This window comes from Syntrophomonas wolfei subsp. methylbutyratica (assembly GCF_001570625.1).
GTDB classification, from domain to species: domain Bacteria; phylum Bacillota; class Syntrophomonadia; order Syntrophomonadales; family Syntrophomonadaceae; genus Syntrophomonas; species Syntrophomonas methylbutyratica.
On record NZ_BBQT01000001.1, the window covers coordinates 215452 to 232310 of the forward strand.

8 protein-coding genes are annotated in these 16859 nt (G+C 47.0%); 3 read left to right on the forward strand and 5 right to left on the reverse strand.

The annotated features are described in order from the left end of the window. Positions 1-40: 40 nt before the first annotated feature. The gene (locus AWB54_RS01020) at positions 41-1156 is read left to right on the forward strand and encodes a hypothetical protein (RefSeq protein WP_153014629.1); all 1116 of its coding nucleotides are present in this window, start codon (positions 41-43) and stop codon (positions 1154-1156) included. Positions 1157-1287: 131 nt separating this feature from the next. Here AWB54_RS01020 and AWB54_RS01025 read toward each other — a convergent pair whose 3' ends face one another. Further along, complete coding sequence (locus AWB54_RS01025; RefSeq protein WP_061212783.1) at positions 1288-3249, reverse strand: Ig-like domain-containing protein; 1962 nt, start codon at positions 3247-3249, stop codon at positions 1288-1290. A 296-nt stretch (positions 3250-3545) separates the two neighbouring features. Between AWB54_RS01025 and AWB54_RS01030 the strand changes: the two genes are divergently transcribed. Beyond that, on the forward strand, positions 3546-5438 hold the full coding sequence (locus tag AWB54_RS01030) for a cadherin-like beta sandwich domain-containing protein (protein ID WP_061212784.1): 1893 nt from the start codon (positions 3546-3548) through the stop codon (positions 5436-5438). Between the two features lie 149 nt (positions 5439-5587). Beyond that, positions 5588-7243, forward strand: coding sequence for a S41 family peptidase (locus AWB54_RS01035; protein ID WP_061212785.1), 1656 nt, complete (start codon positions 5588-5590; stop codon positions 7241-7243). A 189-nt stretch (positions 7244-7432) separates the two neighbouring features. Here AWB54_RS01035 and AWB54_RS01040 read toward each other — a convergent pair whose 3' ends face one another. The 4 genes from AWB54_RS01040 to AWB54_RS01055 all read right to left on the reverse strand — a co-directional run bounded on the left by AWB54_RS01040 (position 7433) and on the right by AWB54_RS01055 (position 16752). Further along, positions 7433-8296, reverse strand: a complete 864-nt coding sequence (locus tag AWB54_RS01040) for an REP-associated tyrosine transposase (RefSeq protein WP_061212786.1) — start codon at positions 8294-8296, stop codon at positions 7433-7435. 66 nt (positions 8297-8362) lie between these two features. Beyond that, positions 8363-10885 carry an outer membrane protein assembly factor BamB family protein gene (locus AWB54_RS01045; RefSeq protein WP_160328886.1) on the reverse strand — a complete coding sequence of 841 codons (2523 nt, stop codon included), beginning with the start codon at positions 10883-10885 and terminating at the stop codon, positions 8363-8365. A 276-nt stretch (positions 10886-11161) separates the two neighbouring features. Beyond that, entirely contained in the window at positions 11162-14350 is a 3189-nt protein-coding gene (locus tag AWB54_RS01050; RefSeq protein WP_061212788.1) for an Ig-like domain-containing protein, read from the reverse strand. A 200-nt stretch (positions 14351-14550) separates the two neighbouring features. Continuing rightward, positions 14551-16752 (reverse strand): RCC1 domain-containing protein, encoded by a 2202-nt coding sequence (locus tag AWB54_RS01055; RefSeq protein ID WP_153014631.1) that lies wholly within the window; start codon positions 16750-16752, stop codon positions 14551-14553. Between the last annotated feature and the right edge of the window lie 107 nt (positions 16753-16859).

Sequence of the window (16859 nt, forward strand, 5' to 3'; positions counted from 1 at the left end):
AAAAGATACGGCTTTATATAGTTATTTGAGCCATGAATTATTGAATTATCTTACCCGGGAATTGCAGGATTTTCTCCTGGATTCCTCAATCCTGCCTTATCTGGAGCCAATTTTATGCCAGGAGGTATTGGGCGATACCCGGAGCGAAGAAAAGATTAATGAACTTCATCTCATGGGCCTCCTCAGCCAGGTGGAAAGCAATACTACCATCTGGCGCTTTCATCATCTTATAAGGGAATTTCTGCTGGAAAGAGCGCTAAATATACGCAGCCCGGAATATATAGTATCTTTGCGGCGCCGTGCCGCCGTCCATCTCGAGAAAAACGGTCATATAGACCAAGCTTTAGAACAATTAGCTGCATGTGCTGATTGGTCTAAAGCCGCAGATTTAATCCTGGCTTATGCAGAGCCCTATTTCCTGGAAAACGGTTGCCATAATGCTTTATATTCCTGGATTAAGACTCTGCCCGTCAATTACTTAAACTCCCATCATCAGCTACTCTATTATAAAGGAATCTGCCTTAGAGACAACCACCCACAGAAGGCCCAAGAAATCCTTTCCCGAGCAGCCGCTCTGGCCAGAGAGAAAGGGGATGTCAAGGGAGAAATCCGCTCCCTTATGGCTATCCTGGCTGTACATATTTTTAGTAGTGATTCCGCCCGAAGCGAAGCGGTGGCAGAACGTATTCCCATGATAGCCTCCCGCCTGAAAGATAGCTGGGCCCAGGGATTTGCGCTGGTAGCTGCACTGGGTAAGGCTGTCTCAGAAGATGACTTGAAACGGGGATTATACTTAAGTCGTCTGGCAGCTAAAACTCCCCTGGAGCAAGAATGGCAGTTGTATTACCTCCTGTTGAGCGGGGTCGTACACTACCGCCTGGGTAATCTGGATACAGCCCGGCAACTGGCTGAGAAAGCTCTGGCTCTGCCTTTGGTGCAAAAAAGTGATCGCTGGCTTGGCGTTGCTTATGTGCTGCTCTCGGGCATTTATTGTGCTAAGGGTGAAATTAGACCGGCTGTTGAAATAAGCCGGCAACTAATTCAGCTGGGACATAAATATAATATCCCCCATCAAATAGCCTACGCTCATCGTCGTTTAGCCCAGGTATATCTTCTCCAGGGCAAGCTGATCGAAGCCCTTTATGAATCCGTATAATACGGTGCCAGGCACTTAAGTTGTTAAGTTATTGTTGTTCAGTTTAGGAATCGCTTAATGAGCAGGGCTTGTATTGACAAGAATAACACGGTGCTTGGCACCGTGGTTATTCTTTATTAAACGTAAACTTCTTAAGATACGATAAAGGTAAATTTTATTGGTTCTTTTAGCGCCTTAGCAGGTTTTGCGGCGGAGCGCAGGGTGTCGCGGATATAGATGGTGTAGGTACCGGGGCTGTAACCACCGTTGGGAGCAATAATTTTAATACAGTCCTGGCCCGCAGGAGCGAAAGAAACCATCTGCTGCTGGTTGGCCTCATTTAATACCAGTATGCCGGCATCTGCGCTTAGAGCATTGAGCGATGTAAAGTCCACCGGAGCACTGAATTTAACGGTCCAGGAATGATTGCGATTGGGTGCCGTTTTGGGTGTATCATACCGGCTTTTGAAACTGCCGGAGGGAGGATCTAGTACCGGAATAATCTCATAAGCACTCCAGCCGTTTACCTTGATAGTTAATGTTCCATTGGCACTATCCCAGTTATAATCAGAGATCTTCCCACTCAAATCACTAGGATTCGAATCTCCTGGGCGAATAGCAACCTGGGATAAACCGTCACTGTCAGTATATTTTACGCCTGGAGCCCCTTTGCTCTGGATATTATGCATAGTAATAGTAGCTGGCAGGTTCATGGCTGCCATTCCTTCTACGGCCATATCCATTGACATTTTGCCATAAGCCAGTTCCATGTTTTTGCCCAATTCCTGCGTCGCTGCGGCAGTAGTAGGATTACCTTTGTCATCAATCCCACAGAGATTAATTGGGTGCTGGGCATCACCCAATTCCAGGCGGGCAATGCGCATGCCATTATCCCAACGTTCAAAAACCAGACCGGGAATACAGGTAAAATCCTTAATCGTACTCCAGTCTGTAGTATCCCCCGCCAGACCCATATTGAAGTCCTTAGGATTGATGTTCATAATAGCCATCATAATCGCTGCCGGAAAAGGCTCTCCCTGCCACTGGGTAGAAATAATTATCTCACACGGACCTGAAATACTAACATTGGCCGGAATCCGGTAGCTGAGTTGCCAGTAACCCGAAGCCTCATCGTAATTTAACGGCTGGCTCAGACTCGGGATAATAGAACTCAAATCAGCGCTAAGACTATAATCCGGGGGCAGGGTGGCATTCGCTTTTGCTTTCAACCTGAGATCAATTGACTGGCCGGGAAAATAATAATACACTCCTAAACTACTCTCGGCCAAATTCGAAGCGGGAATCCAGTTTCCGTGACCATTCTTCACTTCAATGGTAAACAACCCCGGAGGCAGGTCTTCACTGGAAATGGTGAAACTCCAGGTAAACGGTGTTTTTAGTGCTATGCCATCCAAGGATTTCACTCCCGTTCCAGCCTGCACCGTATAACTGCTGTTCATATCCAGAGGAGTCGCCAAGAAAATAATCGCCTTATAGTTGCCAGCATCATAATTGACGCTGAAGTCACTGACTGTGCTGCCTGTATTCTGATTCGTAATCGTTATGCTACTGTTGTTTAAGGTATTATCGTCTGCCGGAGCAGAGAACTCAATCTCTACAGTCGTATAGCGCGAGACCTGGGCAGCACCCTGACCGGGGGATACCGTCTTTATAGCAAAATCCTCACTCCCTGCCCCTTTTATACTAAGCATCACATAGCCAAGCTGCATACCATCCTGAGTACCTATTCCAACGATATAGTCTCCCGCTTCCAGGCCTCCTGCCAGGGTAAATTGCATCGTTTTATCCAGAACCTCTTCGGGTCTAATATTCGGGATAGCTACTGTGGGCTGACCTGATTGAGTCAACTTCATCACCTGTAGACCCAATCGGTCCCCCGCCTGCCATAAAGCTGTTCCCTTGTTGTTGGTAATAAGCATTGAAGTCGGACTGTAGCCAGCCGTCAGAGTGGAAGGGGTCAGTTCCAACTGAAGCCCTGCTCCAGCAGCTGGGGCGCCACCAATCCCATAAACAACTTGATTGACACAGAAAACACTGCCCAGCAAAAACAAGCAACAGATTAATAGAACCACTTTTTTCATGCAATTAAGCATCCATTCATCTCCTCTTAAATTAGAGTTTAGAAACGGTTCTTCTGTTTTGCCTCTTTATCCTTCCGGAAATCCCCCTCCCATATTTAGAATATGCCATGGTTACAATAAATACCCTGAAACCATGTTCCAATTCTATAATACAAAAGCGATGTTTTTCCAACAATACCAACCAGTAAAAAAACCGTTAGAGATGATGGTGATGATCCGTTTTGGGGAAAGGTTTTTTCCTATTAACGGCGAATTGATAATCTGAGGTTATTTTAGCCAATTTAAAGAAAAGTGAGGGGTAATTCATAATGACAAAATCATACCTGCGAGCCGGGATAATAATAAGTTTGCTAACCCTGTTCTTATTGGGAAACCTGCTGCCGGCTCAGGCTGAAGGGAGCAGGCCGGTGGCGCAGAGTTGGGTCTGGGTTAACCCTATGAATGCGGGGGAGAGCATTGAACACCCGACCATGGTTCGTACACTTGCTGCCACCAGTAGTTCCACTGCCAACAATCTCCAGGAACTTAAATCCATTTTACGTACCGGTTTAGAAAACCGGCAGACCCCTATTAATATCCTGTATACAGGCAGCGAATCGGATTTAAATAAAGGTTTAGATTCGGGTGCAGCCGGGCTGACCGAGATTTATGAGTCGCTGCTGGCCGAGGATGATTATTTAAAGTACAACACTGGAAGTGCTGAGCTTGGCTACCAGGGTCCTAATGTTGGCCCGTTTAATGTCTTCTTTACCGTGGTCTATCGGACTACTCTGGAGCAGGAGAACTATGTCAACGAGCAAGTAGCAACGATTCTATCCACTATAATCATACCCGGTATGAACGAACACCAAAAAGAAAAAGCCATCCATGATTATATCGTTAAGAATGTGGCTTACGATGAGAGCTTAAGTGACACTTCCCATTCCGCTTATGCGGCGCTTTATAACAAAAAAGCAGTCTGCCAGGGTTATGCTCTGCTGGCCCACAAAATGCTAAGCGAGGCCGGGGTATCTGTTCGCTGTGTCGTTGGGACAGGCCACGGTGAAAACCACCTGTGGAACCTGGTATGCCTGGATGATAAATGGTACCACCTGGATTGTACCTGGGATGATCCTGCCCCGGATACGCCTGGTAAAATAAGATACAACTACTATAACCTCAGCGACCAGGAGATGGCAGCTGATCACATCTGGACCGCCGGCGACTATCCTGCCTGCAGCAGCTCATATTACCATGAATTGAATAATAAGTTGGGAAGCGATACTAACAACCAGGCCCTATGGCAGTCATTACTGATTGAAACTGAACTCTATCTATTATCACCGGAAAAAACGGCTGAAAATGCTGCTGCGCTGGAGGAAAAGATACATAATAGTATGCTGCTTTATGAACCGGCTTTGAAACTGCGTTTTAACAGTGCCGGTGCCGACCCGGGCAGTTTACTCGATTCTGTCTTAAATTCTGCCCTTACAGATACTGACTGTTCAGACTGCAGTTGTCAATACTCAAACTATAACCGGGGCGGACAAAACGGCTATTATCTCCTGGAATTTACCTTTACCTATCATAACAATACCGGAAATGCCAATTTAAGCAGTCTTACCCTGAGCAGCGGTACCCTGGGTCCGGCTTTTGACCCGGGAATTACCAGCTACAGCGTAAACGTGGATAATACCGTCAGCAGCATAAGCATTACCCCAACAGCAGCCGCTGCCCAGGCTGCCATAAAGGTCAACGGAAGTCCGGTCAGCAGCGGAAGCCTCTCACAAGCTATTGCTCTAAACCCGGGCAATAACACCATCATCATTCTCATTACCGCTCAAAATGCTGCCGCCAGAACCTACACCATCACCATAAACCGGGCTTTTCCCTTGCCCTCAGTAGTATGGACCCCCTGGAAAGAAGAAAAAACCGTAAGCCAGAACCACCCTTACTGGACTATCACCTTCTCCCAGGATGTGGACGACAGTACCGTAAACAGCCAGAACATTTTCGTTGGCATCGACCCCGAGGGAACAACCCCTTTACCCGGGGTATCCGTTCCCCAGTTGCTTACAGCCAAACAGATCAGGCTCTCTCCTCCGTCAGGCTCAGAACACTGGAGTCCGGGTACTTACTATCTTTTCATCAGACCTGATGTGGAGTCAACCGGCAACAAAACCCTGGGAAAGGGTATACGCATGAAGTTTACCGTCCAATAAGTTGCCAGGCGCCTTATAAAGTAGGACAAACAACTTAACAACTTAAGTGCCTGGCACCACAGAAAGGAGTAAGCGATATCAAAAGGATCGTTAAATCAGTTTCAGTATCATTAATTCTAATATTAAGCCTGTTGCTGACGGCCGGGTCTGTGGGGGCGGCTAGCCCCGAGGACGGATTCAAACCTGCTGCCATTATTGAGCTGCCCTCACACCGCCTGGCTGCTTATAACAGTGACAGCACCCCGGAGGAACAAGTACGCTACTGGCTGCAGCATGCTTACGTCGACCCGGTGCCGGAAAGGGTTCTTTACGCAGGCAGTATTGATGAGATGATAAGTGCGTTAAATGACCCTTACACCTCCTTTATGACCCTTGAGCAATATAACTCCTTCATCTCTCCCGGGGTGATCGGTATAGGTATATACATAGAAAGCGTTCCGCAGGGGATATTGGTTAAATCCTTAATACCCGATTCGCCTGCCGAAGAAGGTGGATTGCAAGCCGGCGACATTATAATCCGGGTAAAAGAACATCAAAAGGAAAATTGGATCTCGCTGGCCGGCCTTTCGACTGAGCAGGGGGGTAGCTTCATCCGTGGCCCTGCCGACAGCCAGGTGGATTTAATAATCCTGCGCGGGGAGCAGCTGCTGCAGTTTACCCTTACTAGAAAAAAGGTGGAAGTTCCTCCGGTGATTTCCTCACTGCCCGATCCGACTACGGCCTATATAGACCTTAATACGTTTTTAAATAGTGAAAGCCAGCCCTCCACTGCCAGCCTGTTCGCTGAAGCCCTGCAAGACCTGGAGTCTCAGGGGGCTCAAGGCTATATTCTGGATTTACGCGACAATGGCGGTGGTTATGTGTACATCGCTCTGGATATAGCAGGTTTTTTCATTGGAGATAAACCGGCCATGCAGGTCAGGCCTCTGGTAACCTCCGAAAAAGCTGTAAAGCACGAGCTTTTAATTACTAAACCGCTAGTTGTCCTCATCAACCAGAACACGGCCAGCGCCTCAGAAATCCTGTCCGGTGCTCTCAAAGATTACAATTGCGCCCTTTTCCTGGGCCAAAGCTCTTATGGCAAGGGATGCATGCAGAGTGCCTATCCAATATATAACCAGGGAGAGCTGTACGGCTACCTGAAAATGACTACCGCCCGTTATTATACCCCCCTGGGCCATGTTGTTGACCAGGCCGGAATAAACCCGGATATTACCATAAATCAATCCGATCCCCTGCTGGCGGCCCGCCTCCTGCTATCAGCAACAGTCCCGAGCGGCAGCGACAGTGATTCCAGGATGGTAAAGCTAATCAACGGAAATCAGGAATATCGAATAGATATTAACCGGGTACGACAGCAAGAATACTGGCCGGTTTACAACGAAATAATCGACCATGCCGGTTCTACACGACTTATGCTGCCTGACTCCAGCGCTTGGACCCAGGCCAGCCCCGAACAATTACAGGCCAAATGGCCCCTTTATTATCCAGGATATCACCAGGTTTCAACCATCAATAAGCATCCCGATGAATCCATCACCATATCTTTTTCCCACGCGGTTGACCCCGCATCCATAGTCAGCCAGGCCATTGAACTGCGGGAAAAAGAGAACGGCAAAAGCCTGGACCTGAATTTCCAACTAAAAAATGAAAAAGAGCTGCAGCTTACTCCCCAAAGCCCTCTGCAGCCCGGCCAGGAATACTGGCTGATAGTCCACCCGGGAGCCAACGGAGTCCGTTCCCACGACCAGCACACCCCCCTATCAACCGGATATATAACTATAATAATGGTGCCAGGCACTTAAGTTGTTAAGTTATTATCTGGGGGGTTGAAGGCAAAACAGTCTAACGTTCTTTTCGTTTGCTTGCACCCCTGATGTAGCAATTCAGAAACAGAAGAAGAACGCGAAAGGCTCTAAAGCAAAAGATAATTGAACAAAAAGAACGCCCCCCTATTTGGGGCAGTACCTACCCCTACGTGCCTGGCACCTTTTCTACTTTGAATCCAGTTTATAATTTAATAAATGGCTAATAGCAACATGGGATAAATTAATATGCAGGCCTATTTCCCGCATCGTATATCCTTGCCTTATTGCTTCCCCGGTGAAAGCAATTTTATATTCCTGCAATGACCTTTTACGCGAGCCTTGTTTAATCTGTTGCAATTCTTCAGCATCAACCCCGGTGTTTATGAGGATTTCATCCAGACTAACCCGAACCACTTTTTGCTTTCTTGGCTCAATCAGCTGGGCAAACGAATCATCCCCTACATAAGGTATATTCTCCCAGTCTTTCCCATCGTCATTTTCCATGAAACGCTTATACTCTCTAAGCGCTATCTGTTTCTTATCTGAAAACATCCTCAATATGAAATCACAGTTTACGAAATCGTCTCCTCCCGGTCTGTTACCTTGCTGTCTATAACAAGCATCACTGCTCCACCGGTAATCGCAAAGCCTCGATACAATACCAGCCCTAACCGGATTTCGGTGAATATACCTAACCAGGGACAGCAAATAATCATCATTTTGTACCAGTATAGCCTTATATCTCCCTTCAAAAACTACTCCCGTTCTATCCCTTCCACTGTCATGATTAAAATATCTACTATACTTCGTATTAATACGGTGCATGACCTTGCTCAGGAATTCTCCATCGGTTCGCAACAGTAAATGATAATGATTACTCATCACCACATAGGCAAATACGGTAACACCGTCCACCTCAACGGCATTACTAACCTGCTCTATTAAATAATTACGCTCATCCGGACGCCCGAAGATAAACTCCCGATTATTGCCCCTTTGCACTACATGATATATGGCCCCCGGATACTCCACCCGCAACCTACGCCCCATGAAAAAACCACCTCCTATTACAATTATAACCAGAGGTGGTTTCTATCGCAACAATAACTTAACAACTTAAGTGCCTGGCACCACAGTAAATTTCATGTGGATGTTGTCCTTGAGGTATGTTCTTCCTCCTACTGCAGAACGTACGGCTTTGCTGATGTAAAGAATGTATCTTTCTCCTGAGGTATAGAGGGTTTTGGGTGTTAGCGAAACGGTTTTATTGTCTGGCATGGATAAACTGGCAGCGAGTTTTATACCGTTTTTATCCAGAATGTATATGTTATTATCAATTACCGATGAAGGATCAACATCTAGACTGAATTTAATGGTCCAGGGTTGATAACTGGGTTTACTACCAGGACTAGTCCATTCCTCCCAGGTTTCTAAGAAACTATCCACTATTCTCCCATCAAGTGATTTGAGCTGCTCACCCGCAGCCTCGCCCCGGGTATATTTGATGGAAATTTTCTTGGCCCCAATAACTTTGTTTTGAAGAACCAGTTTTATCTTGGTCGGAGTGTTGGTATTTTCTACTGCCGTAACTGGAACCTTGCTGCCATCCACTTCTACTGCAAACTGATTATGAGTTCCCGATGGATTAGCCATCTCCAGATCAAAAGTCAGGCTCAAGTCGCCTTTGGTAGTTATTTCTGCTAACTTTAATTCCGGAGCTTTTACCTCGGGCACGGCAGAATATTTTTGATACTTAAAGGTCATAGAAGTAACATTATCATACGCATCAGTAGTCAAATCGATATTGGTAATTACGAATTTGTAATAATTATCACCCACCTTAGCCCAGTAGGCATGGCCGGAAACAGCAGGAATTTCACCTTCATATCCAGAAGCGGGAGGCAAAATTAATTGATCCAAGGTAGTACTGCCCATGTCAATAAGATTTCCTCTTAACATTACAGCTGCCGGTTTACCGACTATTTCCAGATCATCACTGTACTGCTCCGGGTTTCCTTCCCAGAAGCTGAAAGCCTTGCCTCTGGTAAAGTCAAAAGCTGCACCACTGATCCAGTGGTTGGCCAGAACAATGGCGTCAGGATCTACAGGGATATTAATGCTAAAGCTGGCGCTGGTAGTTATGCTGTCATTCATCCCGGCTTTGCTAGCTTTGGCTTTGATGGTCAGACTATGGCCAATCTGGATAGGCACTGTATAGATAGTCGAATTACCGCTCGGTTCAGTACCATCGGTGGTGTAACGAATGGTAGCTCCGCTGGTAGCTGAGCTGATACTTACCTGCTGGGCCGCAGTGTATGTACCTCCAGACGGGCTAAAAACCGGAGCTTCAACGCTTTCTACCGGAGGGTTCGCCCCGCTGGCCCCATAACAGACAAAATAATTCTTCCCGTTGTAACTATCGCAGGCAGCAAAGTAAATACTACCACTTTGATTCATAATCATGTTTGACGCCATGTAACGGTAACCATCATTATTCGGAATAATGGACTTTTGCCAGAGCAGCTGCCCAGCTGCATTCAATGCGTAAATATTGGATTGCGCCCCAAAATAAATATTACTGTTGGCATCAACAACGGGGCTGCGATATGGGGTGCCAATATCACTTACTGTCCAATTCTGCTGACCATTAAGTATATTGTAGCAGGATACCTTGCCATCCTTCCATTCCAACGCAATAGCCTCATTATCCTTGTTTACAGCCGGTTCACCACCCAAGCCCGCCCCCTGCTTAAGTTCGGCTGGCGAAAGCATTACTCCCGTTGCCGGGTTCAGCATGCACAATACATTGTAATAATTATTGGCAATCAACAGTGACCCATCATGGGCAACAACCGGGGTTTTATCTGTATGCATATTATCAATGGACCAGATGGTATTTCCGCCGGCCGCATCAATTGCTTTTACCGTCCCCCACTCATTTCCCGCGTAGAGCACGGTCTCATCATTGGAAAGGGTACAGCCGTGCAAATAACCGCCGCCGATATCAGTATTCCAATACTCTGCCCCGTTATTACCGTTAAATGCATAGATCATGTTAGTTCCGGCGGTAACGTAAATAGTATTATTTGTACTAATAACGGGCTCGCCGCTGAGGCTGATATTATCATAAGTCTTTTCCCAGTTTATGTTACCGGAAGCATCAAAAGAATAGATATAACCCTTCTGGTTATTAGGGTCATAGGAAACCGCAAATATGGCTCCATTGTTTCCTATTGCCAATTCAAAAGGTGCCACGGTAGAAAAAACGTCCGTATTAGAGATCATGGTTAATAAAACCTTGTCAAATTTCAAAGTGCCGTTTTTGTCAAAAGCATACAGGTGCAAATCCGATATGTTTTTGGCAGCAGCATTTTCTTCACCGAAATAATTTCTGGCTGAACTAACATACACGGTACCGTCATCGGCGATTACAGGATTACCCGGTTCACCGGTAATTTCATACTGCCACTTAAGTTCCGGTTCGTTCTGCAAACCGGTAATATTAATATAACTGCGGTGTTGCGGTCCATTTAGATACTGGTTCCATTCTTTCGCCATTGTTGGAAAAGCTACTACTCCAAGGAAAACTAAGACCAGGGTAAGTACACTTGCTGTTTTTGAAATTTTCTTTCCAAACATCCGCATTCTCCCTTGCTTTAATATGCTGCAGTCAAACACCTTGGGATTCCAATACAATTTTAATTTCACCACCTCTTTAGGAAATAAATTCATTGTTCTCTTAATATCTTTATACAACAGAAGCTCGGTGTTTGTATATAATTTTTTTTGAAGCAAACAACCCCCTGGCCAGGATAGCAGCGAGAATTGAGCAAACAGGGTCAACCACCGACGGTATGGCAGTTGACCCTGTGTTATCTATTGGGGCCAGCCCCCTATTCTCTCTCCTACAATAACTTAACAACTTAAGTGCCTGGCACCGATATAGAAGTTCATTTTGTAGCCAGATTTTAGCGGCTGACCGTCTGAGGACATAATTTCTGGCTCGATGTAAATAGTATAATTGCCTGGCAAGAAAGCTCCTGCCGATGGATAAATTAAGGCTGATATGCCATCGTCGCCTGCTACTATAGTTATCTGTACCGGGTCACCAGTACTATCCTCTATTCTGATGTGGTTCTGTAGAGTAGCAGGGTTTACGGCCTTATTAAAGATTACCGTGCGTTTTGCGTACTCAGTAAAGGTTTTCTCCGGCAGCTCTATATAAGTATCAGGTTCCAGCACTGCTGCAGACGTTATTTCCAAGTTAATACTCTTTTTGCTGGAGAGACCGGCGCTGTTGGTAGCGGTCAGGGTAATCTGATGCCTGCCGGCAGCAAGTTGGCTCGTAAACACCGATGGTCCGCGGCCCAGTTCACCCGTACGGTCGGAAGTCCAGACAAGTCTGTTATCGTCATAAATCTGCCCTTCTTGCGGATCATAAGCCGATCCCTGCAGGACTACACCGCCCTCAGCGGCAGAATAGCCGGCTTCTGAGACCGGAGCTTCAATAAACACTTCCGGTGCTTTCAGAGCAACGCTGAAGATGCCGCTAACCGCAGCGGTACTGTTTATGCCGTCATGGGCGGTAACCCGGATTTGGGCTTGGTCGCCACCTGGCAGCTGGCTGAAGTCCTGTACCCATTGTGTATCCCTGATGTCATAAGCGAGCAATTCCCAGTTGGAACCGTCGGGGCTGTATTCAACTTCATAGGATAAACTGTCTCCGTCATCATCTTTTGCTGTCCAGGTGATGGTAGCGGTGCCGGTCAGATTTTGTCCAGCAGCCGGTGCAGTAATGGCCACGGTGGGTTTATTGGCAGTTACCGGAATCTCGGCCAGTATAGTGTTGTTTTGATCAAGCACTACAAACTTATCGGTTCCTGCCGGGAAAGGTACCAGCACCTGGGCAAACGGAGCCCGCTCAAGCTGCCGCGGCGGGTTGGAACGAACGAAGAATGACGGGGTGAAACCATTACTGGCTAATACGGTTCCTTGGGCATCTACTGCCTGGATAATATAAGTACCGGTCTGATTAACTAGCGGCTGGGTAGCGTAATAACTGTGCCAAGGCTGGCTGAGTTCCACTACTCCGCCGCGGGTTACCCATCCGCATGCTTCGACTACCCGGGTTTGCCCAGTTGCGCTCTGTTGGGCATGGTTAGTACTGAGCAATGCGGCAGCAGTTGGAGCTGCCAGAGAACTAAACAGTTTTTCCCATACGCTGGGGGATATCCAGTTCTTGCTTTGGGCTGCTCCGCTGCCCATGAAACAAATGGAGTCTTCCAGCAAGCCGCGCCCGCTGGTATCATAAGGGAACAATTTTTTTGAGATCAATGCTCCTTCCGCACCCGGGAAAGGCTTAACCTTGGGATCACCGGCGGTAACAGTTTTTTTCGGATCATCCCAGTCCGTACCCTGGTAGCCCAAGGGGGGTGAATTTACTCTCAGGTTATATGACCCGCCCTGATATTCATCACCGATTGCGTATGAGTGGGCTACTTCATGGGCTATAGTTGTCTTCATATCCTGATCAGAATTAACTACTATGTTGGATGGTTCTCCGTAAGTATAACCCTGCAAGATGTTGCCATTTGACAGTAGGATACCTTTTTCAATGAAGCCGATAATCTGGTCATAGGGGTCGCCATTATTTTGCAACTTGTTCAGGGCCTGCCACAATTTTAGCTGGCCCGCATCAGTGGTGATGTCATAACTGGCATCGCTGGCATTAAATAGGCTGCCCAGCTTATAGGTGAAATCATCATAGGAAACAGGATAAACCTGGCGGATAAAGGTACCTCCATTCTTCCACTGATTACCTGCCGTTTCAACGCTGCCGGCGTAGTTAGCCTTGAGCGGCACCGCTAATATCTTGAGTTTGCGTTGTTCTTGAAATTTGACATTATCCATGGTCAATTCTTCAGAATCACCCAATTTAGCTACAAATTTATAGGTTCCCGCCTGCCAGTTGCCGCAGCTGGAGCGACTGGCAGGAATGAAAATCAGAGCATTGTTTTGCAGGTCTTTCTTGAATTTGCTCAAAGTGGCTATTTGAATACCTTCCCGGTATATCTTCACCTGGGCTTCTGTTTGCTCTGCAGCCTTAACATCGTCCGGCAGGATTACCTGGATGACAGTATCTTTGCCGGCTACAAAATCTGTTGCCGGTACATAGTCGTCATCGCTGTTGTACTCGTAACGGCCTAAAACCTGAATGGGTTGGATACTTTTCGCGCTGGGCTTACGATTGATTTCATAAGTGATTTCTATGGAGGACTGACCATCTTCATCGTAGAAAGAATGCTGAACCGTTCCTTTGCCCCGGTATTCACCGCTGGAATAGCTTAGATCACCTTCTGCGCAACTACCATCAGGGCTCTTATCCAACCGGTCATGCCAGGCTTGATTGGCCAGGCTCGGGGCATTATGCCCAGCATGGTTTCCCAGTTCCCCGGATTCAGTATGGCTGCCTTCCCAATCACTCCAGCTAATGCTATATGTACCCGTGGTTTCGAAATATTCATCAGCAGTATCATAATCAATAAAAAAGAAGGGGTCAAAGCATATCCGGTAACGAGTCTGGTCATCTTTAGATTCCGGTGGAATAATTTCCAGCCGGGAAATTGGGGTATACTCAGCGTATTCATGCTCCTGACCAGGCCAGTGATATGACCATTTATCAACCGTTGTGCTCTCGAAATCCTTTTTTACATACCCTTTCTCTGTCCATTTTCCCAGTTCATTAAGATGCCAGGTTGTGGAAGTGCCTCCCCCACTACAACTCCTGCTATATTCGTTGTCAGTAATCGATTCGAAATAAGGGTGTCCGCTCCATGACTTTCCGGTTCTGGTCAAAACAGTGGTGCCGCTTAAATTTAGCGTAAAGGAATCGTTAACATCATAACGAGCATAAACCTTATCATCTTCCCTGGCACTCTGGCTCGACCAGGCGCGATCAGCGTTGGCCTTAATTTGCCAGGTTATCTCCAGCTCTTCCGGTGTTTCAACATTTGCCGCCCAGGCTGTTTGCGGAAAACACATCCACGTAAACAGCACAGCTAGTGTAAGCATTAGTGTTAAAGTAAACTGCAGCCTTTTTTTCATTCCCTACTCCTTCCCCTCTTACCATTCCAGACAGTTATTAGCTTTTTTTATCATTATAGCATATATAAACCCTGTTACTTCTAAGCCATGCAAAAGCTCCCCCAGAGAACTATCTCTCCAGGGGAGCCGGTTGGTCGTTTCGGTTTTAGGTTATGCAACTGTCAACTAATAACTTAACAACTTAAGTGCCTGGCACCTTTTTATTCGATTTTAAATGGCATGGCTATTGCTGCATTTAGCGGGGTTTTCTGGGCTGATTTCAATTCTTTATCAATATAAAGGGTATATACAGCCCCAGCGGTATATGCCGATTGTGCCTGCACCTTGACGGTGGTGTTGTTATCTGACCAGATAAAATCTTTTAGCGGTACTTTGCTGCCCTGAGCATCTTTCACATAGATATACTGCGCGGCCCCAGTGGTATCAACCGCCTGGTTAAACCTAATAGTCCAGCTCTTCTGCGCCTCTACCGGCCAGTTTTCGTAACCCTGCTTCCAATTTGGCTTGCGGCCAATATTAATAGTATAAGTGCGATTGGTACGGTCATCCTGGATTACTACTATATCCACCCGATTATCCCAACCGACAGCAAGATTAGATATCACCCCACCATTCTGCGGCACGCCATTAAGCTTGATGTCTGTCGTGGCACCAGATACTGCGGTGGGCACCACTTTAACTGCATCGATGCTGTTTTCTACCGCTACATTATAAGCATAACTAGTCCCACTAAACCCAGTCAAGTATTCATTACCGCTCCCATCTGCTTTACCTTTCACGCTCAGGGCGGTCAGAGGATCAGCCAGGCGCAGGCGTCTGATATTAATGTTATAGGTAAGATCGTCCTTGCCAGATTCGCTGACTACCACTTCTACTTTATTCTGTCCTGGATCAACCGCCAGATTTATTACCCCGTCATTCTGGATCACGCCGTTCAGCTTGACTACGGCAGTTGCTCCAGAAACCGGATCTGGAGTAATTTTAACCGCCTCCAATGGATTCTCCACAGTCATCTCATAGCCGGTAGTTTCCGGAGTAAAGCAGGTAAGCAGCTGCGGCCCGCTGCCGTCCGCCGCTTGTACCTTCAAACCGTTAAGGGGGCGGGCCAGCAGGGGAACACCTTCCACCTGTACCGGAACAGAATTGTCCTGAGGCTCTATCCCTAGCTGGAAGCTGTCATTAGCTCCCCAGCCCCATACCGTGCCATCGTTTTTATAGGCCAGGGAGTACCCCCACCCGGCAGCGATGGACACAACCCCGCTGATATTGTTGGTCACTACCGGAGTAAAACTATCATCTTGCTCTCCGTTACCCAAGCAGCCGTAGTTATACCCCCAGGCCCGGATGCTTTCATCGTTTTTCATTACAACTAGGCTATGCAATGTACCACAGGAGATCTTATCTACACCTTCAAGAAAACCCAAATCATTTACCCCGTGGACCTGCAGCGGGGTCGAACTAAACTCTTCTGTATCTGCGGTTAGGCCGTCACCCAGGCAACCCACATAGTGCCTGTATCCCCAGGCCCATACTGTACCGTCGTTCTTAAGCGCCAGGGAAAATGATTCTCCGGCAGCGATGCTAATTATATTAGTCAGGTTTAATACCTGAACTGGATACATTTCATCAGGGTAATCTTCGCCATTACCCAGGACACCGTTAGTACCCCTACCCCAGGCCCATACCGTACCATCGTTCTTCAACGCCAAACTATGATAGAGGCCGCAAGTGATAGCTTTAACATTATCCAGCTCGCCTGCGCCCCCCAGGCCCTTGACTTTTCCGGGGGTTTTTATGTAGGATTCTTCGCTTCCCCTGCCCAATATACCTCCAGTCCCATCATTATTCTTCCCCCATGCCCATACCGTACCGTCCTCATCCAAAGCCAGGGAGAAAAACCTTCCACAGGCTACAGCTTTCATATTCTCCAGGTTTGGTATCTGCTGCGGTGTTTTGTGCGGTCCCATGGACAGATTACCCAACTGGCCGTCTTGATTATCTCCCCATCCCCATACAGTACCGTCGTTTTTCACGCCCAGGGAATGCCGTTCCCCGCAAGCAAACTGTTTAAACCCCTGATTGAACCCTTCATTCGTTATCAAAACCGGGGGCATTTGACCATTTCGCTGGTCCCCTTCTCCAATTATATCGCCATTGCCCACCTGACCATAATCATTTTTTCCCCACCCCCAGAGCTTCTGGTCCTGTCTGAGGGCGAAACTGGTTGCGTCGCCTGCCACTACCTGAGGTGCTATTAACGTGGTTCCCGGCACTGGCGAACAGTCCCTAACCATAGAATCCTGTGCTGCCACCGGCATAACCGTTCCCAGACTCAAAAGCAAAGACAACAATAATACCAATGCGACAGATCCACCACTACGTTTTAAATGGTTTCGTTTCACAACAAAATCCCTTCCTTTCTTATTGGTGAATTTTAGTATTTAATATTATACAATTCTATTTCTATTAATATTTTCCTTCTTAGTATAAAGATTCTTTTCTTAGTTGT

What these genes read in the sequence shown, in the direction of transcription:
- AWB54_RS01030 (WP_061212784.1), top strand. Translation starts at nt 3,546, where the DNA reads ATGACAAAATCATACCTGCGAGCCGGGATAATAATAAGTTTGCTAACC.
- AWB54_RS01025 (WP_061212783.1), bottom strand. Translation starts at nt 3,249, where the DNA reads ATGCTTAATTGCATGAAAAAAGTGGTTCTATTAATCTGTTGCTTGTTT.
- AWB54_RS01045 (WP_160328886.1), bottom strand. Translation starts at nt 10,885, where the DNA reads ATGTTTGGAAAGAAAATTTCAAAAACAGCAAGTGTACTTACCCTGGTC.
- AWB54_RS01050 (WP_061212788.1), bottom strand. Translation starts at nt 14,350, where the DNA reads ATGAAAAAAAGGCTGCAGTTTACTTTAACACTAATGCTTACACTAGCT.
- AWB54_RS01040 (WP_061212786.1), bottom strand. Translation starts at nt 8,296, where the DNA reads ATGGGGCGTAGGTTGCGGGTGGAGTATCCGGGGGCCATATATCATGTA.